Raw genomic sequence first — 22,513 nt, 5'->3', positions numbered from 1 at the left:
CGGTCCTGGCGGGCCGGTATCGCCGGGATGGCCCCATGGAGGTGCCACGTGTCTGATCACGCTGCGGTTGAACTGAGCCCGGAAGCCATCGAATTCGCGGACTTCATGGCCGGACTGGTGATTCCCCAGTCCGAGGTGGATGCGATTCGCACCCGGGTGGAGAGCGTCCAGCTCACGGCCCGGGAGCCGGAAGGCGTCACCTATCGGGAGGTGGACGCGGGTGGCGTTCTGGGCATCTGGTGCGAACCGGTCGACGCCAATACCGACTACGTCCTCCTGCACACTCACGCCGGGGGCTCCGTTCTGGCGTCGGCACACGTCGACCGGAAGCTCGCCGGCCATATCGCCAAGGCCGCCGGGGCCCCCGTGCTCGTCCTGGACTTCCGGCGCGCACCGGAACACAAGTACCCCGCTCAGGTGGACGACGCGGAGGCGGCCTTCACCTGGCTGCTCTCCGAAGGGTATGAGCCCGGAAACATCATCACGATCGGCCACTCGATCGGCGGGTTCATCGCCGTCGCCCTGGCGCTTCGCCTCCGCGACAAGAAGCAGCCCCTGCCCGGCGCCATCGTGTCGATCTCTCCCTGGTGCGACCTCGAGATCGCCAACGAGACCATGGCGACCAACGCCGGGACGGACAAGATCCTCAGCAAGGAACTGCTGGAGTTCTTCCGGGATGCCTGGATCGGCGGCACCGGCATCGAGTTCACGGACACCCGGATCAATCTGAACCGGGCAGACCTGAGCGGCCTGCCCCCGACCCTCGTCTCCTGGGGAACGTACGAGGTCCTGGCCGGCGAGGACGAGGAGTTCGCCGCCCGCGTCAAGGACGCCGGAATCGACACGACGACCGTGGTGGTCCCCGGAGGCCAGCACTCCTACGTCTACGGTGCCGGCCGCATTCCGGAGACGGAACCAGTGAGGACATGACAAGCAACCGACACCGACACCGACAGCGACATCCGCCCGTTTCGCATCGACATCGCGCAGGCCGACCTGGACGATCTCCACGACCGTCTCCGCCGGGTCCGGCTGCCCGACGCGATTCCCGGCACGGAGTGGGAGATGGGTGTCCCGGTCGACTACCTGGCCGAGTTGGCCGCTCGGTCGCATCAACCGGGCGGCCCTGTCCGCCCCCCGATTGCATAAACGTGCACCGATACGTATAGTCATGCCATCGAGCAGGAGGATGGACATGGTGGTACGCGCGGCGGTGGCCGGAGCGAGTGGATACGCGGGCGGAGAGCTCCTGCGTCTGCTCCTGACGCACCCCGAGGTCGAGATCGGCGCCCTCACCGGCAACTCCAACGCCGGGCAGAAGCTCGGCGCGCTGCAACCGCACCTGCTGCCGCTGGCCGACCGTGTGCTCCAGGAGACCAGCGGCGAGGTCCTCGCCGGACACGATGTGGTCTTCCTCGCGCTGCCGCACGGGCAGTCCGCCGCCGTCGCCGAGCAGCTCGGCCCGGACGTGCTCGTCGTCGACATGGGCGCCGACTTCCGGCTGAAGGACGCGGCCGACTGGGAGCGGTTCTACGGCTCCCCGCACGCCGGCACCTGGCCGTACGGCCTTCCCGAACTGCCGGGTGGCCGCGCCGCGCTGGAGGGGTCCAAGCGCATCGCGGTGCCCGGTTGCTACCCGACCGCCGTCTCGCTCGCGCTGTTCCCGGCGTACGCCGCCGGGCTCGCCGAGGCCGAGGCCGTGATCGTCGCCGCGTCCGGTACGTCCGGCGCGGGCAAGACGCCCAAGCCGAACCTGCTGGGCAGCGAGGTCATGGGCTCCATGTCGCCGTACGGCGTGGGCGGCGTCCACCGGCACACGCCCGAGATGATCCAGAACCTCAGCGGGGCGGCGGGGGAGCGGGTCTCCGTGTCCTTCACACCGACCCTCGCGCCGATGCCCCGCGGCATCCTCGCCACGTGCAGCGCGAAGGCGAAGCCCGGCGTCACCGCCGAATCCGTCCGCGCCGCCTACGAGAAGGCCTACGCCGACGAGCCCTTCGTCCACCTCCTGCCCGAGGGACAGTGGCCCGCCACGGCGTCCGTCTACGGTTCCAACGCCGTTCAGATACAGGTCGCGTACGACGCCGCCGCGCACCGCATCATCGCGATCAGCGCTATCGACAACCTGACCAAGGGCACCGCGGGCGGTGCCGTCCAGAGCATGAACATCGCCCTCGGCCTCCCCGAGGAGCTCGGTCTTTCCACGATCGGAGTCGCACCGTGAGCGTCACGGCAGCACAGGGATTCTCAGCGGCCGGAATCGCCGCCGGGATCAAGGAGAACGGCAACCCGGACCTGGCCCTCGTGGTCAACAACGGGCCCCGCCGCGCCGCCGCGGGCGTCTTCACCTCCAACCGCGTCAAGGCCGCGCCGGTGCTGTGGTCCGAGCAGGTGTTGAAGGGCGGTCAGGTCTCCGCCGTCATCCTCAACTCCGGCGGCGCCAACGCCTGTACCGGACCCAAGGGCTTCCAGGACACCCACGCGACCGCCGAGAAGGTGGCGGACGTGCTCGGTCACAACGCGGCCGAGGTCGCCGTCGCCTCCACCGGCCTCATCGGCATCCTGCTCCCGATGGACAAGCTGCTCCCGGGGGTCGAGACGGCGGCGCAGGCCCTGAGCGAGCACGGCGGCGAGAAGGCCGCCATCGCCATCAAGACCACCGACTCCGTCCACAAGACGTCCGTCGTCACCAAGGACGGCTGGACCGTCGGCGGCATGGCCAAGGGCGCGGGCATGCTCGCCCCCGGCCTCGCCACCATGCTCGTCGTCCTCACCACGGACGCCGACCTCGACAGCGACGTGCTGGACAAGGCTCTCCGTGCGGCGACGCGCACGACCTTCGACCGCGTCGACTCCGACGGCTGCATGTCCACCAACGACACCGTGCTGCTGCTCGCCTCCGGGGCCTGCGAAGTCACCCCGGAATACGCGGAGTTCGCCGAGGCCGTACGGACCGTCTGCGACGACCTCGCGCGGCAGCTGATCCGCGACGCCGAGGGCGCCAGCAAGGACATCAAGGTCGAGGTGATCAACGCGGCGAGCGAGGAGGACGCCGTGGAGGTGGGCCGTTCCATCGCCCGCAACAACCTCCTCAAGTGCGCCATCCACGGTGAGGACCCCAACTGGGGCCGCGTGCTCTCCGCGATCGGCACGACGAGCGCCGCCTTCGAACCGGACCGGCTGAACGTCGCCATCAACGGCGTCTGGGTGTGCGAGAACGGCGGTGTCGGCGAGGACCGCGAGAAGGTCGACATGCGCTACCGCGAGGTGCACATCGTCGCCGACCTCGCCGCCGGTTCCGAGACCGCCACCATCTGGACCAACGACCTCACCGCCGACTACGTCCACGAGAACAGCGCGTACTCGTCATGAGCACTACTCGCAAGCACACCGCCCTGCCCAAGGCCCAGATCCTCATCGAGGCGCTGCCCTGGCTGGTCCGGCACAACGGCAAGACCGTCGTCATCAAGTTCGGCGGCAACGCCATGATCGACGAGGACCTGAAGGCCGCGTTCGCCCAGGACGTGGTGTTCCTGCACCACGCCGGCCTCAAGCCCGTCGTCGTGCACGGCGGCGGCCCGCAGATCAGCGCGGCCCTCGACCAGCACGGCATCGTCAGCGAGTTCAAGGCGGGGCTCAGGGTCACCACCGAGGACGCCATGGACGTCGTACGGATGGTGCTGGCCGGGCAGGTCCAGCGCGAACTGGTCGGACTCCTCAACCAGCACGGCCCGCTTGCCATCGGCCTCACCGGCGAGGACGCGCACACCATCACCGCCACCAAGCACCAGCCCGAGATCGACGGCGAGTTGGTCGACATCGGGCGGGTGGGCGAGATCACCCAGATCGACACGGGCGCGATCGAGGCCCTGCTCGCCGACGGCCGTATCCCGGTCGTCTCGTCGATCGCCCGCTCCCAGGACGACGGACATGTCTACAACGTCAATGCTGATACGGCGGCTGCGGCACTCGCTGCTGCGCTGGACGCCGAAACCCTCATGGTCCTCACGGACGTCGAGGGCCTCTACGAGGACTGGCCGAACAGCGACGAGGTGATCAGCCGCCTCACCGCTTCCCAACTGGAGAAGCTGCTGCCGGACCTGTCCTCCGGGATGGTGCCGAAGATGGAGGGCTGCCTGCACGCCGTACGCAACGGCGTCACCACCGCCCGCGTCATCGACGGCCGGGTCCAGCACTCGATCCTGCTGGAGATCTTCACCGACGAGGGCATCGGCACGATGGTCGTGCCCGACGAGCAAGAGGGGGATGCCGTATGACCGCCAATGAGGAGCTCACCCAGCGGTGGCAGGGCGCGCTCATGAACAACTACGGCACCCCGCGGCTGCCCCTCGTGCGCGGCGAGGGCGCCAAGCTGTGGGACGCCGACGGCAAGGAGTACGTCGACTTCGTCGGCGGCATCGCGGTCAACGCGCTCGGCCACGCCCACCCCGCGGTCGTCGAGGCCGTCAGCAAGCAGATCGCCTCCCTCGGCCACGTCTCCAACCTCTTCATCGCCGAGCCGCCCGTCGCGCTCGCCGAACGGCTGCTGGAGCGCTTCGGCCGGGACGGCAAGGTGTTCTTCTGCAACTCGGGCGCCGAGGCCAACGAGGGCGCCTTCAAGATCGGGCGGCTGACCGGGCGGACCCACATGGTCGCCACCCAGGGCGGCTTCCACGGCCGCACCATGGGCGCCCTCGCGCTCACCGGCCAGCCCGGCAAGCAGGAGCCCTTCCTGCCGCTGCCCGGCGACGTGACCCACGTGCCGTACGGCGACGCACAGGCGCTGGCCGCCGCGGTCACCGAGGACACGGCCCTCGTCGTCATCGAGCCGATCCAGGGCGAGAACGGGGTGATCGTGCCTCCGGTCGGCTACCTCAAGGCCGCCCGGGCCATCACCGCCGCCACCGGCTCGCTGCTCGTCCTCGACGAGGTGCAGACCGGGATCGGCCGGACCGGGCACTGGTTCGAGTACCAGGCCCACGAGGGCGTCCTGCCCGACGTCGTCACGCTCGCCAAGGGGCTCGGCGGCGGACTGCCGCTGGGCGCCACCGTCGCCTTCGGACGGGCCGCCGAACTGCTCCAGCCGGGCCAGCACGGCACGACCTTCGGCGGCAACCCGATCGCCTGCGCCGCCGGACTCGCCGTCCTCGACACCATCGCCGCCGAGGGCCTGCTGGAGAACGTCAAGCGGCAGAGCGAGAAGCTGCGCGACGGAATCGAGTCTCTCGGTCACCCGTTGATCGATTATGTCCGGGGCGCCGGCCTCCTCCTGGGTATCGTGCTCACCGAGCCGCTGGCGCCGAAGGCGCAGCAGGCGGCTCAGGACGCCGGGTTCCTGGTGAACGCGCCCGCCCCCGAGGTCGTACGGCTGATGCCGCCGCTGAACCTCGGTGACGACGAAGTGGACGCGCTTCTTCAGGCGCTGCCCGGCATCCTGGACGTGGCCAAGGGGGACGGATGATCCGGGGAATGAGACGACGATGAGTCAGGCGCAGGATCACGAGACCGCGGGGCCTGCCGTGCCGCAGACCCGCACCGCGCGGCACCGCCGGATCGTGGACATCCTCAATCGGCAGCCGGTGAGGTCGCAGAGCCAGTTGGCGAAGCTGCTTGCCGACGACGGGTTGAGCGTCACTCAGGCGACGCTCTCCCGGGATCTGGACGAGCTGAACGCGGTGAAGATCCGTAATACCGACGGTGACCTGATCTATGCGGTGCCCAGCGAGGGGGGGTTCCGGACCCCTCGTGCGCCGTTGGGGGAGTCGGCGAAGGAGGAGCGGATGCGGCGGCTGTCCGCGGAGCTGTTGATCTCCGCGGAGGCTTCGGCGAATCTCGTGGTTCTGCGGACCCCTCCGGGGGCGGCGCAGTTTCTTGCGTCTGCGATTGATCAGGCCGAGCTGCACGACATTTTGGGGACCATCGCTGGTGACGACACGTTGTTGTTGATCAGTCGGGATCCGGTGGGGGGACAGGCGTTGGCGGATCACTTGTTGAGGTTGGCTCAGAACGGCCACTGAATGGGGTGGTGACTGTGGTGTGCCGACTGCGGGTGCGTTGTGGCTTGTCGCGCAGTTCCCCGCGCCCCTGGGTAGCTCCACTCAGCCCAGTCGAGATGCCAGGCCCCCTGTACACCTGACCTCGTCCCCTGCCGTGATCAGCAGCGCCTCCACGTCCGGCAGGGACTCGAGCCAGCGCAGGCCCTCCCGTGACCCCATCGCGAACGCTGCCGTCGCCCAGCAGTCCGCCCACGTCAGTTGGGGTGCCACTACGGTTACGGCCACGAGGTCGGTGACCGCCGAACGGCCGGTCCGGGGATCCACGATATGCGTGCCCCGCTCGGCCGTACCCGACGTGGCGACCGCCAGTTCGTCGACGCCCGCCGCCGAGATCACCGCCGCCAGTCCGCCCGGACGCAACGGGTCCGACACCCCCACCCGCCACGGCCGCTGCGCCCCGGGCGCGCCCAGCAGTTGCACGTCTCCGCCGCCGTTGACGCTCACTCCGCTCGCCCCGGCCTCCGCCAGCCGCCGTGCCGCCCGTTCGGCGGCCCAGCCCTTGACGATGCCGGTCGGGTCGAGGCGGCCCTCGTAGCGCATGCTGAACCAGCCGTCGCTCGTGCGCTCCGCCTCGGCGCCCAGTTCGAGCGCCTCGGCGACCAGGGGATCGCACTCCTCCACGGTCAGTTCACCGCGGGCAAGCCGGGAGACCTGGCTGTGCTCGCGGTAGGTGCTGAACACCTCGTCGACCCGGTGCAGGTCGGCGACGGCCTGCCGCAGGGCCGCCTGTATCGCGTCGGGATCCCCGCCGCGGACGTCGAAGGAGAAGACCGTCCCCATGACCTCCTCCGCATGACGTACCGCGGCGGGAGCTTGTGCCGAATCGGCCACCGTGTCAGCCACCGGCCTGGTCCAGGGCGGACTGCAGCGATTCCTTGTACCCGTTGCTGGTGTACGTGGCCCCGGAGACCGAGTCGATGTCCGCGCTGCCGGCCGCCACGGCCGCCTGGTTCAGCTTGGGTATGGACAGGGCCGTCTTCTGGTCGCTCTCCCCGCCCTTGGGTGCCTGGACCGCCTCGGCCTGGGTGATCTTCCCGCCGCTGACCGTGATACGGACCTGGACCGGACCGTACTGGGTCTGGGAGACGGAGCCGGTGACGGTACGGGCGGCCTGGGCGTTGCCCGAGCCCGAGCCCGAACCCTGGTCCTGGGACGCCCCCGACCCGCCCGCGGCCTTCGCCTTGTCCACGGCCGACTGCAGGGACTGCTGGTAGCCGGCGCTGGTGTACGTGGCTCCGGAGACCGCGTCGATCTGAGCGCTCTGTGCGGCGACCGCCGCCTGGTTCAGCTTGGGTACGGCATCGGCGGTGATCTGGTCGCTCTTGCCGCCCTTGGGCGCCTGGACCGTCTCGGCCTTGGTGATCTTTCCGCCCGCGACGGTCAGCCGGACCTGGACGGCGCCGTACTGCGTCTGGGCCGCGTCCCCGGTGACCGAGCCGCTCCCGGCGGGCTGGGCGCCGCCCTGCACCTGCTCCTGCGCCGGTGGCTGGTTCGCGGCTCCGCCCGCCGCCGACGCCGGGTCGGACGACGGCTTCAGCGACAGCAGCAGCACGACACCTGAGACGGTGGCGGCGGTCGCGAGCACGACACGTCGGATGGGGTGACTCTTCCTCATCGCTTCAACAGCTCCTGAATCCCGTCGCTCACATCTCGAACGACTCGTGATGGATGCGGCGGGCGGGCACACCCGCGCCGCGCAGTGCTTCGTACACGGACTGTGCGAACCCGGGCGGCCCGCACAGGAAGACGTCGTGCTTGTCGATGTCGGGCAGCTTCTGCCGCAGCCGCTCCGCGGAGATGTCCGGGCGCTCCCCGTCCGGGCTGTTGACCGCGTACATCAGCCGGGCACCGCGCTCGTCGGCGATGGCGGCCAACTCGTCCCACAGCGCCAGGTCCTGGGTGCTGTTGGCCCGGTAGAGCAGGGTGATGTCGCCGGACGCGCCGGGCAGCGTCTCGAACAGCGCCCGCATCGGGGTGATGCCGACGCCGCCCGCGACCAGCAGCACCTTGCCGCGGCTGCGGCGGGCGGCGGTGAGCGCGCCGTACGGGCCCTCGGCCCACACCTTGGTGCCGGGCGTCAGCTCGCGCAGCCGTTCGCTGTGGTCGCCGATCGCCTTCACCGTGATCCGCAGCATGTCGGGGCGCGGTGCCGCCGACAGCGAGTACGGGTGGGAGCTGAACCGCATGCCCGGCGCCAGGAACCGCCAGCGGAAGAACTGACCCGCCTCCGCGCCCATCCGGTGCAGCTTCTTCCCGCCGATCAGTACCGACACGATGCCCGGCGTCTCCTCGATGACCGCCTCGACACGCATCCGGTGCCGCAGGTTCAGCCGGATCGGGGTGAGGATCCGGTACCAGATCACCAGCGCTGTCACCGAGCCGTACAGCCCGTACCAGACGGTCTTCGCGGCCGGCTCGACGGCGAAGTCGTTGCCGGTGGTCAGCTGGTGCCAGAAGGTCAGGAACACCGCCGCGTACGTCAGCAGGTGCACGTGGTACCAGGTGTCGTACGGAATCCTGCGGCGGACCGGGCCGATCGAGAGCAGGCCGATGAAGAACAGCAGACCGGTGCCGATGGCGGCCTTGCCCATGTCCGGCAGCTGGTTGATGGAGTCGATGGTCTGCTGGACGATGTCGCCGAGACCCTTGCCGGCCTGGAGGGCGTAGCCCCACATGATCAGGAAGACGTGGGCGATGGTCAGACAGAGCGTGTAGCGACCGCTCATCGCGTGCCAGCGCGCCACCCGGTCGGAACCGACCCGGCGTTCCAGCGCGGGCACCCGGGCCATCTGGAGCACCACGAGGGCCATGAGATAGCCGGCGAGCAGACCGGTGATCCGGCCCGCGTTGAGGATCTTGCCGTTGTTGTCGCTGATGGACGGGGTATTGGCCCACCACAGCCACAGCACTCCGGCCGCGCCGGCCCAGACGGCGATCAGCAGGATGGTCGCAGGGGAGCGGCGCGGGCGGATGCGGCGCATCGTCTGGCGGCGGGCGGCGCGGCCGCCTGCGAGCGTGGTGGTCACGGTTCCTCCGGGAACGGGAGCAAGGGGGGTGGCGTGGTCCCTTGGCCCAGAGATACGTGTGAGGAGGCCGGTGTGTTCAGCCGTACGAACTCCTGCGCCGTTCAGTACCGGGTGATCGCCGTCGGCCCGCTCGCCGTTCCGATCGCGAGGTGCGGATTCCGCTCCGGATCGGCCCACTTGAGGATCCGCCGCATGGCGTCCGCCGACACCGACACACAACCGGCTGTCGCCCCGCGCCCGTTGACATGCAGGAAGATGCCGGCGCCCCGACTCCGCACAGGGCGCTCGTAGTTGAAGCCGATGACGAGCGCGTACGCGTACTGCGTGCCGTAGGAGATCAGGTGCTCGGCGTGGGCGGCCCGGCAGTCGGCGGCGCGGGGTTCCGTCCAGCGGTTGTAGGACCGCGAGTCCTTGTCCTGGCACCACCAGGAGTTCTCGCGCACGAGCCGGTATTTGTACGCCGTCCCGCGCGGCGCCGCCTTGATGCCGAAGGCGTACGGCAGGTCGTACAGCCCGGTCGGAGTCGTGTTCGTGCCCTGCTTCCGCGAGGTGCCCGCGACGAGGCCCTTCGCTCCGAAGCGGGCGGCGGCCGAACCGGCCTTGACCCACCGCCCGTCCCGCCGGTCCCACCAGGTCACGGTGCCGGACGTCGAGCCGGCCATCGCGGCCACGGCCGTGATCAGCTGTCTGCCGCCGCCCGTGTCCGCCATCCGCGCGGGCAGCGGGCCGTCGGCGGCCGCGGTACCGAGCACGAGCGGGCACGCGGACACCAGGGTGGCGACGACAGCGGGGCGCATGCCTCAGACGGTAGACGGCGGAAGCGGCAACGGCAGCCCGGGTAGGCCATCCAGGCTGGTGGCGACGTGGTCCTTCTTGGTGAAGTACGCGCTGAGCGAGTCGTCGTCCTCGCGCGCGAAGCGCTTGGCGTGCAGTTCGCGGTCCGCCTCGTACGACATGTAGGGCACCGCGAAACCGCAGGAGTCACGGACGAGTTCGGCCCGGACGACGATGATGGCGCGCAGCCCGTGCGCGGTGGGGTCGATGTCCGGGAAGCGACCGAGCAGTTCGGGGAAGCGCGGGTCGTCGCGGAAGACCGGCTCGCCGCGGCCGTGCACGCGGACGATGTTCGGCGGGCCCTGGAAGGCGCACCACATGAGGGTGATACGGCCGTTCTCCCGCAGGTGCGCGATCGTCTCCGCGGTGGACCCGGCGAAGTCGAGGTAGGCCACGGTGAGCTCGTCGAGGATCACGAAGGAGCCCTTGAGGCCCTTGGGGGAGAGGTTCACCGTGCCGTCCTCGGACAGGGGAGCCGTCGCGGTGAAGAAGAGGGGCTGTTCCTCGATGAACGTGCGGAGCCGGCCGTCTATGCGCTCATAAGTCTTTCCCATGTCTAATGATTATGAGGGCAAGTCTTTCGGTTGTCTAAGGAATCGCGAGGTCCGTCTTCGACGTCCGCTTCGACGTCCGCTTCGACGTCCGCTTCGACGTCCGCTTCGACGTCCGCTTCCGTCGAGACGTCCGTGGCCGCCCCGGCCGGCGCTCACACGGGGCGGCCACAGCGCCTGTCACCTCACTTGGTGAGCGTGCAGGCGGCCAGGGAGTCCAGGCCCTGCGGCTTGGCGGCGGTGCGGCCGATGGCGGTGGCGATGCGGTTGACGGTGGCGACGCGCTTGTCCTTGAGGGGGCCGAGGATGGCGTTCTGGACGAAGTTGGGGCCGCCCTGGCCGACCGTTTCGACGAGGCGCTTGTTGGCTTCCTGGATCTGGGTGTTGAGGAGGGTGAGGTTGCGGTCGACCTCGGCCTTGGCGGAGGCGGGGACCGCGGGCAGCTTCGACTTGACGTCGGGGCACGTGATGGTGCCGACCGCCCCGGCGTTGCCCGTGTTTCCGCCGGCCTGCGGCTTGGGGGTCGCCTTGGGGGTGGCCTGGCCGGCGTTCTGGCCGCCACCCGCGTTGGTCCCGCTCGCGTTGAGCGTGCAGGCGGCCAGGGAGTCCAGGCCCTGCGGCTTGGCGGCGGTGCGGCCGATGGCGGTGGCGATGCGGTTGACGGTGGCGACGCGCTTGTCCTTGAGGGGGCCGAGGATGGCGTTCTGGACGAAGTTGGGGCCGCCCTGGCCGACCGTTTCGACGAGGCGCTTGTTGGCTTCCTGGATCTGGGTGTTGAGGAGGGTGAGGTTGCGGTCGACCTCGGCCTTGGCGGAGGCCGGGACCGCCGGCAGCTTCGACTTCACGTCCGGGCAGGTGATCGTGCCGGGGCCCGCCAGTGTCCGCGCGCTGTTCCCGTTGTTCTTGGAGGTCCCGGAGGTCCCGGAGGTCCCGGAGGTCTGCCCGGCGAGGGCGGAGCCGGCGATGACCGCGCCGGACAGCGCCACCGCGGCAGCGCCGCCGATGAACGCGACGCGACGCTTGTTGTACTTCGGAAGAGCCCTGGACATGCGGATGCCTCACTCGGGTCAGGGGTGTCGTGGTCGTGGTTGACAAACGCGGCGCCTGCGTTCGGCGTGAGATACGGGCAAGCGGTTTCTCGCGTTCAAAGGATCTTCAAATTTCCCGCACCCGGGATCTCGATTGACGAATCATGCAGACTCCTGCATACTCATGCACGCCAGCGAACGCACTGTGAGGTAGGAGAAACCCGTGACCGAGCGCGTCGTACTCGCCTACTCGGGCGGACTGGACACCTCCGTCGCCATCGGCTGGATCGCCGAGGAGACGGGCGCCGAGGTCATCGCCGTCGCGGTCGACGTCGGCCAGGGCGGCGAGGACCTGGACGTCATCCGCAAGCGCGCCCTCGCCTGCGGCGCCGTCGAGGCCGAGGTCGCGGACGCCAAGGACGAGTTCGCCGACGAGTACTGCCTCCCGGCGATCAAGGCCAACGCCCTCTACATGGACCGCTACCCGCTGGTCTCCGCGCTCTCCCGCCCGACGATCGTCAAGCACCTCGTCGCCGCCGCCAAGAAGCACGGCGCCACGACCGTCGCCCACGGCTGCACCGGCAAGGGCAACGACCAGGTCCGCTTCGAGGCCGGCATCGTCGCCCTCGCCCCCGACCTCAAGTGCATCGCCCCGGTCCGCGACTACGCGATGACCCGCGACAAGGCCATCGCGTTCTGCGAGGAGAAGAACCTCCCGATCGCGACCACCAAGAAGTCCCCGTACTCCATCGACCAGAACGTCTTCGGGCGCGCCGTCGAAACCGGCTTCCTCGAGGACATCTGGAACGCCCCGATCGAGGACATCTACGAGTACACCCAGAACCCGGCCACCCCGCGCGACGCCGACGAGGTGATCATCACCTTCAAGGAGGGCGTCCCGGTCGCCATCGACGGCAAGCCCGTCACCGTGCTCCAGGCGATCCAGCAGCTCAACGAGCGCGCCGGCGCCCAGGGCATCGGCCGGATCGACATGGTCGAGGACCGCCTGGTCGGCATCAAGTCCCGCGAGGTCTACGAGGCTCCGGGCGCCATCGCCCTCATCACCGCCCACCAGGAGCTGGAGAACGTCACCGTCGAGCGCGAACTGGCCCGCTACAAGCGGCAGGTCGAGCAGCGCTGGGGCGAACTGGTCTACGACGGCCAGTGGTTCTCCCCGCTCAAGCGGGCTCTGGAGGGCTTCATCGACGAGGCCAACCAGCACGTCTCCGGCGACATCCGGATGACCCTGCACGGCGGCCGCGCGGTCGTCACCGGCCGGCGCTCCCAGTCGTCGCTGTACGACTTCAACCTCGCCACCTACGACACCGGCGACACCTTCGACCAGGCCGCGGCCAAGGGCTTCATCGACATCTACAGCCTGTCGTCGAAGATCGCGGCGCAGCGTCATCTGCGGGCGTAGCCCGATGTGTACCTGGCACAAGCAGTAGCGTGATGACCGCCTCCTCACTCACGTCGTGAGGAGGCGGTGGCACATCCAGACCTCTTGAGGAGCAAACGCAAGTGAGCAGCAACAGCGGTGACGTACGGCTCTGGGGCGGCCGTTTCGCCGACGGTCCCGCCGAGGCCCTGGCGAAGCTGTCCGCATCCGTCCACTTCGACTGGCGGCTCGCGCCCTACGACATCGCCGGTTCGCGTGCCCACGCGCGCGTGCTGCACAAGGCGGGGCTGCTCACGGACGACGAGCTGACCCGGATGCTCGCCGGCCTCGACCGGCTCGAAGCGGATGTCGCCGACGGTTCCTTCGTCGGCACCATCGCCGACGAGGACGTCCACACCGCCCTGGAGCGCGGCCTGCTGGAGCGCCTCGGCCCGGACCTCGGCGGCAAGCTGCGCGCCGGCCGGTCGAGGAACGACCAGGTCGCGACCCTCTTCCGGATGTACCTGCGGGACCACGCCCGGATCATCGGCGGCCTGATCGCCGAGCTCCAGGACGCGCTGATCGGCCTGGCGGAGGCCCACCCGGACGTGGCGATGCCCGGCCGCACCCACCTCCAGCACGCCCAGCCGGTGCTCTTCGCCCACCACGTCCTGGCGCATGTGCAGTCCCTGACCCGGGACGCGGAGCGGCTGCGCCAGTGGGACGAGCGGACGGCGGTCTCGCCGTACGGCTCGGGCGCCCTCGCGGGCTCCTCCCTCGGCCTGGACCCGGAGGCGGTCGCTCGCGACCTGGGCTTCGAGCACGGCAGCGCCGGCAACTCCATCGACGGCACGGCGTCCCGCGACTTCGTCGCCGAGTTCGCCTTCATCACCGCGATGATCGGGGTCAACCTCTCCCGTATCTCGGAGGAGATCATCATCTGGAACACGAAGGAGTTCTCCTTCGTGACCCTGCACGACGCCTTCTCCACGGGCTCGTCGATCATGCCGCAGAAGAAGAACCCGGACATCGCCGAGCTGGCGCGCGGCAAGTCGGGCCGTCTGATCGGCAACCTGACCGGCCTGATGGCCACCCTCAAGGCCCTCCCGCTCGCGTACAACCGCGACCTCCAGGAGGACAAGGAGCCGGTCTTCGACTCCTGCGACCAGCTGGAGGTCCTGCTCCCCGCCTTCACCGGCATGATCGCCACCCTGACCGTCAACCGCGAGCGCATGGAGGAGCTGGCCCCGGCCGGCTTCTCGCTCGCCACGGACATCGCCGAGTGGCTGGTCAAGCAGGGCGTGCCGTTCCGCGTCGCGCACGAGGTGGCCGGCGAGTGCGTGAAGGCTGCCGAGGCCGAGGGCAAGGAACTGGACGAGCTGACGGACGAGCAGTTCGCGAAGATCTCCGCGCACCTGACCCCGGAGGTGCGGTCGGTACTCAACGTGCCCGGCGCCCTCGCCTCCCGCAACGGCCGGGGCGGCACGGCACCCAGCGCGGTGGCCGTGCAGCTGGCAGAGGTGAAGCAGGACGTGGCGGCCCAGCACGAGTGGGCGACGGCCAAGAAGAAGCGGTAAGGGAAACGCCCTCAAGGGGCGCGGGGAACTGCGCGACAAGCCACGATGAACGCGCACCCGCCAAAGCACCGCACGGACCGAGCTCTGAGGCGGTAGTCGAAGGTCATCGCGGGTTACGTTGGTCATGAGCCGCAAGGAGCCGACCGAACGGAGCCCGCGATGCCCTTCGCACGTCTCGCGACCGCCACGACGCCTACCTGCCACATCGGCTTGGGCCTCGCTGCCGTCGGCCGCCCCGGCTACATCAACCTCGGCCGAGACCACGACCTCGGAGAGAACCGCAGCGTCGAGACGCTCCGCACCCGCACCCACGAACTCCTCGACGCCGCCTACGCCCAGGGCGTCCGCTACTTCGACGTCGCCCGCTCCTACGGCCGCTCGGAGGAGTTCCTCGCCGACTGGCTGAACGCCCGGCCCGACATCGACGACATCGTCGTAGGCAGCAAATGGGGCTACACCTACACCGCCGGCTGGACGGCGGACGCCGAGACGCACGAGGTCAAGGACCACAGCGTCCAGACATACGAGCGGCAGCGCGCCGAGACCGACGCACTCCTCGGCGACCGGCTCGACCTCTACCAGATCCACTCGGTGACCCCGGACAGCCCGGCCCTCTCCGACAAGGAACTCCACGCGAAGCTGGCCGAGGCCGCCGCGCAAGGCCTGACCATCGGCTTCTCCACCAGCGGCCCCGACCAGGCCGACACCGTCCGCGCCGCGCTCGCCGTCACGGTCGACGGCGAGCCCCTCTTCCGCACGGTCCAGTCGACGTACAACGCGCTGGAGACCTCCGCCGCCCCCGCGCTCGCCGAGGCGCACGATGCCGGGCTCACGGTGATCGTCAAGGAGGCCATGGCGAACGGCCGGCTCGCGGACCCGTACGCGCCGGACGCGCTGAAGGCCGTAGCAGAAGAAACGTCTCTTGGCTGTGACGCGGTAGCCCTCGCGCTCGTCCTCCGTCAGCCGTGGGCCGGAGTCGTCCTCTCCGGCGCCGCCACCGTCAACCAGCTCGCCTCCAACCTGCACGCCGCCGTCGTCGACCTCGACGAGGACCAGCTGACCCGGCTCGCCACGCTCGTGGAGGAACCGCGCGCCTACTGGGAGCGGCGCGGGCAGCTGCCCTGGCACTGAGAAATCCTGCTGAGCGCGGGCCAATGCGAGACACTCATGTCTAGTGTGAGACAAAAATGTCTCACATGGGCTATGGTTGTCGCATGGCCGTCGACCGTGACCACGTACTGCGCAGCGCCGCAGCCCTGCTGACCCGTAAATCAACCGCGACCATGGACGAGGTCGCCAAGGCGGCCGGGATCAGCCGGGCCACGCTGCACCGCCACTTCGCCGGACGCGACGCGCTCGTGCGGGCGCTGGAGGCGCTCGGCATCGCGGAGTGCGAGGCGGCCCTGGACGCGGCACGTCTGGACGAAGGGCCCGCGAGCGACGCCGTACGGCGGCTCGTGCGCGAGCTGGAACCCGCCGCCGGACTGCTCGCCTTCCTCTACACCGAGAACCAGCTGTTCGAGGGCGAGGAACAGCACGAGGGCTGGACCCTGCTCGACGAGCGGATCTCGGCCCTGTTCCGGCGGGGACAGCTGAGCGGCGAGTTCCGCATCGATCTCACGCCCGCCTGGCTCACCGAGGCGCTCTACGGCCTGCTCGCCTCCGGCGCCTGGATGGTGCAGAGCGGCAAGGGCGCACCGAAGGACTTCCACCACATGACCGTCGAGCTGCTGCTCGGTGGGGCACTGCGACGAGACGAACCACAGAGACCGTAGAGACCACAGACCACACAGACCACAGAGAGAGGAATCATGACCAGCACCCTGCAGCCGGCGAACCCGACCGAGGCGGTGAAGCGTCCCGGCCGTTGGCTCGCGCTGTCCGTTCTCGTGCTCGCCGTGCTGCTGGTGGCCGTCGACGCGACCGTCCTCGGCCTCGCGACCCCCTACATCAGCGAGGACCTGAAGCCCTCCGGCACCCAGCTCCTCTGGATCGGTGACGTCTACTCCTTCGTCATCGCCGGTCTGCTCGTCTCCATGGGCAGCCTCGGCGACCGCATCGGCCGCAAGCGGATCCTGCTCATCGGCGCCACGGCATTCGGCGCGATATCCGTCCTCAACGCCTACGCGACGACGCCCGGGATGATGATCGTCGCCCGGGCGCTGCTCGGTGTCGCCGGTGCGACCCTGATGCCGGCCACGCTCGCCCTGATCCGCAACCTCTTCCACGACCCGCGCGAACGCAGTCTCGCGATCGGTATCTGGGGCGCCACCGCTTCCGCGGGAACGGCGATCGGGCCGATCATGGGAGGCTTCCTGCTCGAACACTTCTGGTGGGGCTCGGTCTTCCTGATCAACCTGCCGGTGATGGCGGTCCTCGTCCTCGTCGGCATCAAGCTGCTGCCCGAATCGCGGAATCCTCGTCCCGGTCCGTGGGACATGCTCAGCGTCGCCCTGTCGCTGATCGGCGTGATCGGCCTCGTGTACGCCGTCAAGGAGGCCGCCAGCCACGGCCTCACGTGGGAGCCGCTCGCCGCGGGCCTGCTGGGCGCGGGCGCGCTGTACGGCTTCGTACGCCGCCAGCTGACCCTGCCGACCCCGCTGCTGGACATGCGGCTGTTCCGCAACCGCGGCTTCAGCGGCGCGGTCCTGGCCGATCTGCTGACCATCCTCGGCCTGTCGGGGCTGGTGTTCTTCCTCTCGCAGTATCTGCAACTCGTCCAGGGCAGGAGGCCGTTGGAGGCGGGCCTGGCCGAACTGCCCGCCGCCGTGGGCGCGGTGGTGGCCGGTCTGCTCGCCGGTACGGCGGCCCGGCGCTTCTCGGTGCGGTCCGTCGTCGTCGGCGGACTCGCGGCCGTCGGCCTCGCGCTGGCCTCGCTCACCGTGATCGACCAGTCCACGGGCTATCCGCTGCTCGGCGCGGCGCTGCTGGTCGTCGGCGTCGGCGCGGGCTTCTCGTTCACGGTGACCGCCGACGTGATCCTCTCCGGCGTGCCCAAGGAGCAGGCGGGCGCCGCGTCCGCCGTGTCCGAGACGGCATACGAACTCGGCGCGGCCCTCGGCATCGCCCTGCTCGGGTCGATCGTGACCGGCGTCTACCGCGGCTTCACCGGCCCGGCGGGCACCCCGGCCGAGGCGCACGAGTCGCTGGGGGGTGCGGTGGAGGCGTCGGTGGGCCTGCCCGCGCAGACATCCGAGGCGATGCTGGACGCCGCCCGCCAGTCCTTCGTCGACGGCCTGGCGCTCGCGGCGGGCGCGGGCGCGGCGGTCCTGCTGGCCGCGGCGGTGGCGGCCTGGTTCCTGCTGCGCGGACAGCGGCTGGAGGGCGGGGCCGAGCATCCGTGACGCGCGGAGACCGCGCGAACACCCTTGCGCCCCGCCGGTCCCACGAAGAGGCTGGTGAGCGGGGACGACGGGCGTGCCCCCGCGCGCCGGACAGGCCCTGCGGCCCGACGCCACTGGGTCCGCTGCCGAACCGGCATCCGACGGGGTTGCTCCATCTGTCGCCCGGGCGCGCCCGACGGGGCCGCTCGGCGTGGCCCTCGCGCCGGCTTTAAGTCCGTTTTCGCCCTCGCCTGATGGTCTTGGCTCCGTACCCGACGTCGTTCCCCACGGCCGAAGGAGCCACCGATCATGACACGTCGTACGAAGAAGGCGATCGTCACCGTCTCGGTCATCGCCGCCGCAGGGCTGGCGGGCGGCGGCGTGGCGCTCGCCGCCGACGGTGAGAACACACCGCGCGAGCAGGTCCGGTTCGTCGTCGAGGAGGGCGACTCCTCGGGCGGCGGCGCGGCGGACCACGAGGACTGCCCGTGGAAGGACGGGGGCGGCTCCGCCACCCCGTCGGCGGGCACCGGCGATCCCGCCTCGGAGCTGTGACCGTGTCGACCGCCCTGACCGCCCCGACCGCGCCGGCCGGCCCGACGTCCGAGGACAAACTCCTCGAAGAGGCCCTCTTCGAGGTCAAACGAGTGATCGTCGGCCAGGACCGCATGGTGGAACGGATGTTCACCGCGGTCCTGGCCCGCGGCCACTGCCTGCTCGAAGGCGTGCCCGGCGTCGCCAAGACGCTGGCCGCGAAGACGCTCGCGCATGTCGTCGGCGGCCGGTTCGCCCGCCTCCAGTTCACCCCCGACCTCGTCCCCTCCGACATCACCGGCACCCGCATCTACCGGCCCTCCCAGGAGGCGTTCGACATCGAACCGGGCCCGGTCATCGCCAACATCGTCCTCGCCGACGAGATCAACCGCGCCCCCGCCAAGGTGCAGTCCGCGCTCCTGGAGGTCATGGGCGAGCACCAGGTCTCGATCGGCGGCACCACCATCCCCGTCCCCGAGCCGTTCCTCGTTCTCGCCACCCAGAACCCCATCGAGTCCGAGGGTGTCTACCGGCTGCCCGAGGCGCAGCGCGACCGCTTTCTGCTCAAGGTGGAGGTCGTCGCGCCCAGCGAGTCCGAGGAGCTCGCCATCCTCTACCGGATGAGCGTCGACCCGCCCCGCCCGCGCCGCATCCTCACCCCGGAAGGGCTCGTCGCCCTTCAGCGCACCGCCGACGAGGTGTTCGTGCACCACGCGGTCGCCGAGTACGCCGTACGACTGGTCTGCTCGACCCGCGAACTCGCCGGTCCGGACAGCCGGTTGGCGCACGGCGCGGGCCCGCGTGCCACGCTCGGCCTGATCGCCGCCGCCCGCGCGCTGACGCTGCTGCGTGGCCGGGGCTACGTACTCCCCGACGACATAAGGGACTTGGCACATGAGGTGATCGCCCACCGCCTGGTCCTGTCCTTCGACGCGCTCGCCGACGGCGTCACCCCGGGCGAGCTCGTCGACGAGGTGCTCGCGGCGGTGCCGCAGCCCCGGATCAGTCCGCGCCAGGTCGAGGCGGGCGGCGAGGAGGCCCTCGCATGACCCCCAGCCTGCGCGAACTCACCCCCGAACAGGCGCTCAAGCACCTGGAGTTGCTCTTTACCCGCCGCCCGGACGGACTCCTCCAGGGCGACCACCCCGGTCTCCTGCCCGGTCCCGGCAGCGAGGTCGCGGAGACCCGGTCGTACGTCATCGGCGACGACGTACGCCGGATGGACTGGAACGCCACCGCACGCACCACCGTCCCCCACGTCCGCCTCACCCTCGCCGACCGCGAACTCACCACCTGGATCGTCCTCGACGCCTCCGCGAGCATGGACTTCGGCACGGCCCGGATGGAGAAGCGGGACTTGGCGGTGGGCGCGGCGGCGTCCGTCGCCTTCCTCACCGAGCGGGCCGGCAACCGGCTCGGCGCGCAGATCACCGGGCCGCAGGGCATACGGCGGATCCCGCCCCGCACCGGACGGCGGCACCTGCTGACGATCCTGCGGGCCGCCCTGGACCGCCCGCGCGTCGCACCCGGCGACGCCGGCTCCACCCTCGCCGAGGCCCTGCGCGAGCTGCGCGTCCTGCCGGCCCGCGGCCTGGTCGCCGTCGTCTCCGACTTCCTGGAGACCGGCTGGGAGCAGCCCCTGCGCACCGTGGCCCACCGCCACCAGGTCCTCGCCGTCGAGACCGTCGACCCGCGCGAGATGGAGCTGCCCGATGTCGGGTTGCTCACCGTCGTCGACCCCGAGACCGGACGCAGACGCGAAGTGCCCACGCACGCACGGCGGTTGCGTGACCGGTACGCCGAGGCCGCGCTGGAACAGCGGGCCCTGATCAAACAGTCCATCCGCCGCGCGGGCGCCGCCCACCTCAGGCTGCACACGGATCGCGATTGGGTCCGTGACGTCGTCCGGTACGTCGAGGACCAGCGGCGCCGAGCGGGAGGCGGCGTCGCATGACATATGTGACCCATGCGACTGCGGAGTGCGACGGAGGGGAGGAACCATGGGTCTGCGGTCACCGGGCTGGCTGCTGCTCCTGTTGCCGCTGGCCGCGCTGATCGGCGCCTATCTGCTGGTCCAGCGCAGGCGCGGCCGGTACGCCGTCCGCTTCACCAACCTCGATCTGCTCGACAAGGTGGCGCCCACCCGGCCGGGCTGGCGCCGCCATGTCCCGGCAGGCGCCTTCTGCGCGACCCTCGCCCTGCTGGTGCTGGGCTTCGCCCGGCCGACGGCCGAGGTCCAGGTGCCCCGGGAACGGGCCACGATCGTCGTCGCGTTCGACACGTCCGGGTCCATGGAGGCCACCGACGTCGAACCGACCCGGTTCGTGGCCGCCCAGCGTGCCGCCCTCACCTTCATCGACCGGCTGCCCGAACGCTTCAACACCGGGCTGGTCACGTTCAGCGGCAACGCCACGGTCGCGGTTCCGCCGACCACCGACCGCGCGGTGCTGCGCTCGGCGATCGAACAGCTCACCGCGGGGCAGGGCACGGCGATCGGCGAAGCCGTCATCGCCGCGCGCAACGCGATCCGGGCGCTGGACCGGCAGGCCGAGACCGAGCCGCCGCCCGCGCACATCGTGCTGCTGTCCGACGGCTCCAACACCGTCGGCCGCTCGGTCGAGTCGGCGGCGGCGGAGGCGGCCGCCGACCGCATCCCGGTCTCGACGATCGCCTACGGCACCGAGGACGGAGTCATCGACCTCGGCGACGGCAGGCTCCTGCAGGTCCCCGTCGACGGCCCCGCCCTGGAGAACCTCGCCTCCCGCACGGGCGGCGACTACCACGAGGCCGCTACGGGGGAGGAACTCCAGGCCGTCTACGAGGACATCGGCAGCTCCGTCGGCCACCGCACCGAGGAACGCGAGATCTGGCAGTGGTTCGTGGCGGGCGGCCTCGGCATGGCCCTGGTCGCCGCGGCGACATCGCTGCTGTGGTTCTCGCGGTTGCCATGAGGGCGGGTCGGTGTGGTGCCCCGCGGTGGTGCGGGCGCCGGCTGTTGCTCGCCCCCGCCGCCCCTACCCGTCCCATCCCCAGGGGCTCCGCCCCTTCGACCCCGCCAGGGGCTCCGCCCCTGGACCCCGGCCTTCGCCCACCGACCGCTACCGGCGGACGGCAGATTCGGGGCCGCCGGCCTACGGAAGCTCCGGAGACGCCGGCCAACTGCGGGTCCCGTTCCTTGGCCGGGCGGGTTCCGTTACTCGGCCTACGCCGGGTCTCGTTCCTTTGCAGGCGGCGGGTCCTGTTGCTTGGTCCGCGGCGGGTCTGGAGGCGTCGGTCTGCGGCGCGTTCCGTTCCCTGGCCAACTGCGGGTCCCGTTCCTTGGCCGGGCGGGTTCCGTTGCTCGGCCTACGCCGGGTCTCGTTCCTTGGCAGGCGGCGGGTCCCGTTGCTTGGTCCGCGGCGGGTCCGGATGCGTCGGCCCGCGGTGGGTCCCGTTCCCCGGCACACGGCGGTTCCAGGCTCCTCCACCTGGAGTTCGAGGCTCCCCGACCCGACAGTTCCCGGTTCCTCGGCCCAGGCACATCCCGGTTCCCCGACCAAGGAGGCAGACCGTGACAGACCCCGCGCACTCCGGCCCGCCGGGCACCCCCGACCCCGGAGCCCCCACCCGCCCTCCGAGCCGCACCGACCCGACGAGTCCGAAGGCACCGGACGGTCGGACGGAGCCGGCCCCGAACGTCGCGCCGAGTGACTCACCTGCCCTCGGCGAGCCCCCGGCCGCACCCGGCCTCGGCAGGCCCCCGGCCATCGCCCGGGTCGACGAACCCTGGACCGCACCCGCGGTCGAGGAGCCCGCCACTTCCTACGGGAACGCGGCCTCCGCAGCCACCCCACGCCACGCCGAGGCACCGGCGGATGGGGACCCTCAGCGGGTCAAGCCTTTGGCGGGTGGCGGCCGACCGCGATCCGAAGCTGCTTCCGCGAGCGACACGCCTCGTCAAAGGGCCGTTTCCGAGGACGGCGCCCCGCGCCGGGCCGCCGCCACCGCTCACGGCACACCTCCCCAGGTCCCCGCCTCCGCCGCTGCCCCGGCTCCTTCCACTGCTGCCCCAGGCCAGGGCGCCGCTCGCGGCACCGTCCCGGTCCAAGGTGCCGCCTCTGGTGAGGCCGGTCTCGCCCCCGGCGAAGCCGCGCCCGCCCTCGGCGAAGCCGCGCCCGCCCTCGGCGAAGCCGCGCCCGCCCTCGGCGAAGCCGCGCCCGCCCTCGG

The 22,513-nt window shown here is 70.7% G+C and carries 22 protein-coding genes and 1 pseudogene; 17 read left to right on the top strand and 6 right to left on the bottom strand.

What is annotated here, in order from left to right; translation table 11 throughout:
* The first annotated feature begins 48 nt into the window (after positions 1 to 48).
* The 7 genes from CLM62_RS08785 to CLM62_RS08755 are packed head-to-tail and all read left to right on the top strand — an operon-like array spanning position 49 to position 6,017.
* Positions 49 to 930, top strand: coding sequence for an alpha/beta hydrolase (locus CLM62_RS08785; RefSeq protein ID WP_257003741.1), 882 nt, complete (start codon positions 49 to 51; stop codon positions 928 to 930).
* Positions 931 to 960: 30 nt separating this feature from the next.
* On the top strand, positions 961 to 1,149 hold the full coding sequence (locus CLM62_RS08780; RefSeq protein WP_373559123.1) for an epoxide hydrolase N-terminal domain-containing protein: 189 nt from the start codon (positions 961 to 963) through the stop codon (positions 1,147 to 1,149).
* A gap of 46 nt (positions 1,150 to 1,195) precedes the next feature.
* Positions 1,196 to 2,224, top strand: coding sequence for an N-acetyl-gamma-glutamyl-phosphate reductase (gene argC, locus CLM62_RS08775; RefSeq protein ID WP_095749318.1), 1,029 nt, complete (start codon positions 1,196 to 1,198; stop codon positions 2,222 to 2,224).
* Positions 2,221 to 3,372, top strand: coding sequence for a bifunctional glutamate N-acetyltransferase/amino-acid acetyltransferase ArgJ (gene argJ / locus CLM62_RS08770; protein WP_095749290.1), 1,152 nt, complete (start codon positions 2,221 to 2,223; stop codon positions 3,370 to 3,372). Before argC ends, argJ begins: the two co-directional genes overlap by 4 nt.
* On the top strand, positions 3,369 to 4,277 hold the full coding sequence (argB, locus tag CLM62_RS08765; RefSeq protein ID WP_095749289.1) for an acetylglutamate kinase: 909 nt from the start codon (positions 3,369 to 3,371) through the stop codon (positions 4,275 to 4,277). Before argJ ends, argB begins: the two co-directional genes overlap by 4 nt.
* The gene (locus tag CLM62_RS08760; RefSeq protein WP_095749288.1) at positions 4,274 to 5,461 is read left to right on the top strand and encodes an acetylornithine transaminase; all 1,188 of its coding nucleotides are present in this window, start codon (positions 4,274 to 4,276) and stop codon (positions 5,459 to 5,461) included. Before argB ends, CLM62_RS08760 begins: the two co-directional genes overlap by 4 nt.
* Positions 5,462 to 5,480: 19 nt before the next feature.
* The gene (locus tag CLM62_RS08755; RefSeq protein WP_095749287.1) at positions 5,481 to 6,017 is read left to right on the top strand and encodes an arginine repressor; all 537 of its coding nucleotides are present in this window, start codon (positions 5,481 to 5,483) and stop codon (positions 6,015 to 6,017) included.
* An 81-nt stretch (positions 6,018 to 6,098) separates the two neighbouring features.
* Here the strand turns inward: CLM62_RS08755 and CLM62_RS08750 are convergent, their stop codons facing one another.
* The 6 genes from CLM62_RS08750 to CLM62_RS08725 all read right to left on the bottom strand — a co-directional run bounded on the left by CLM62_RS08750 (position 6,099) and on the right by CLM62_RS08725 (position 11,516).
* Complete coding sequence (locus CLM62_RS08750) at positions 6,099 to 6,836, bottom strand: FAD:protein FMN transferase (RefSeq protein ID WP_257003740.1); 738 nt, start codon at positions 6,834 to 6,836, stop codon at positions 6,099 to 6,101.
* 55 nt (positions 6,837 to 6,891) lie between these two features.
* Positions 6,892 to 7,671, bottom strand: coding sequence for an FMN-binding protein (locus CLM62_RS08745; protein WP_179382013.1), 780 nt, complete (start codon positions 7,669 to 7,671; stop codon positions 6,892 to 6,894).
* Positions 7,672 to 7,699: 28 nt separating this feature from the next.
* Positions 7,700 to 9,082, bottom strand: a complete 1,383-nt coding sequence (locus CLM62_RS08740) for a ferredoxin reductase family protein (protein WP_179382012.1) — start codon at positions 9,080 to 9,082, stop codon at positions 7,700 to 7,702.
* Positions 9,083 to 9,183: 101 nt separating this feature from the next.
* On the bottom strand, positions 9,184 to 9,879 hold the full coding sequence (locus tag CLM62_RS08735; protein WP_095749286.1) for a L,D-transpeptidase: 696 nt from the start codon (positions 9,877 to 9,879) through the stop codon (positions 9,184 to 9,186).
* A 3-nt stretch (positions 9,880 to 9,882) separates the two neighbouring features.
* Entirely contained in the window at positions 9,883 to 10,470 is a 588-nt protein-coding gene (locus CLM62_RS08730; RefSeq protein WP_095749285.1) for a pyridoxamine 5'-phosphate oxidase family protein, read from the bottom strand.
* A 182-nt stretch (positions 10,471 to 10,652) separates the two neighbouring features.
* Complete coding sequence (locus tag CLM62_RS08725; RefSeq protein ID WP_095749284.1) at positions 10,653 to 11,516, bottom strand: hypothetical protein; 864 nt, start codon at positions 11,514 to 11,516, stop codon at positions 10,653 to 10,655.
* 202 nt (positions 11,517 to 11,718) lie between these two features.
* Between CLM62_RS08725 and CLM62_RS08720 the strand changes: the two genes are divergently transcribed.
* From CLM62_RS08720 to CLM62_RS49260, 10 genes and pseudogenes are all read left to right on the top strand, one after another.
* Positions 11,719 to 12,915 carry an argininosuccinate synthase gene (locus CLM62_RS08720; protein ID WP_095749283.1) on the top strand — a complete coding sequence of 399 codons (1,197 nt, stop codon included), beginning with the start codon at positions 11,719 to 11,721 and terminating at the stop codon, positions 12,913 to 12,915.
* A 101-nt stretch (positions 12,916 to 13,016) separates the two neighbouring features.
* The gene (gene argH, locus CLM62_RS08715; protein ID WP_095749282.1) at positions 13,017 to 14,450 is read left to right on the top strand and encodes an argininosuccinate lyase; all 1,434 of its coding nucleotides are present in this window, start codon (positions 13,017 to 13,019) and stop codon (positions 14,448 to 14,450) included.
* Positions 14,451 to 14,609: 159 nt separating this feature from the next.
* Positions 14,610 to 15,581: an aldo/keto reductase gene (locus CLM62_RS08710; RefSeq protein WP_095749281.1), complete on the top strand. Its 972-nt coding sequence runs from the start codon at positions 14,610 to 14,612 to the stop codon at positions 15,579 to 15,581.
* Positions 15,582 to 15,664: 83 nt separating this feature from the next.
* The gene (locus CLM62_RS08705) at positions 15,665 to 16,225 is read left to right on the top strand and encodes a TetR/AcrR family transcriptional regulator (RefSeq protein WP_179382011.1); all 561 of its coding nucleotides are present in this window, start codon (positions 15,665 to 15,667) and stop codon (positions 16,223 to 16,225) included.
* Positions 16,226 to 16,261: 36 nt separating this feature from the next.
* On the top strand, positions 16,262 to 17,794 hold the full coding sequence (locus tag CLM62_RS08700) for an MFS transporter (RefSeq protein ID WP_095749279.1): 1,533 nt from the start codon (positions 16,262 to 16,264) through the stop codon (positions 17,792 to 17,794).
* Between the two features lie 288 nt (positions 17,795 to 18,082).
* Complete coding sequence (locus CLM62_RS08695; RefSeq protein ID WP_095749278.1) at positions 18,083 to 18,328, top strand: hypothetical protein; 246 nt, start codon at positions 18,083 to 18,085, stop codon at positions 18,326 to 18,328.
* A 2-nt stretch (positions 18,329 to 18,330) separates the two neighbouring features.
* Complete coding sequence (locus CLM62_RS08690; RefSeq protein WP_257003739.1) at positions 18,331 to 19,356, top strand: MoxR family ATPase; 1,026 nt, start codon at positions 18,331 to 18,333, stop codon at positions 19,354 to 19,356.
* Entirely contained in the window at positions 19,353 to 20,261 is a 909-nt protein-coding gene (locus CLM62_RS08685) for a DUF58 domain-containing protein (RefSeq protein WP_095749277.1), read from the top strand. Before CLM62_RS08690 ends, CLM62_RS08685 begins: the two co-directional genes overlap by 4 nt.
* 46 nt (positions 20,262 to 20,307) lie before the next feature.
* Positions 20,308 to 21,258: a VWA domain-containing protein gene (locus CLM62_RS08680; RefSeq protein WP_095749276.1), complete on the top strand. Its 951-nt coding sequence runs from the start codon at positions 20,308 to 20,310 to the stop codon at positions 21,256 to 21,258.
* 599 nt (positions 21,259 to 21,857) lie between these two features.
* Positions 21,858 to 22,513, top strand: a pseudogene (locus CLM62_RS49260) (hypothetical protein); the annotation flags it as partial.

The organism is Streptomyces sp. SA15 (assembly GCF_002291145.1).
Classification (GTDB): Bacteria; Actinomycetota; Actinomycetes; order Streptomycetales; family Streptomycetaceae; genus Streptomyces.
Note: the sequence above shows the minus strand (reverse complement) of the source record. Positions and strands in the feature narration are given on the sequence as shown.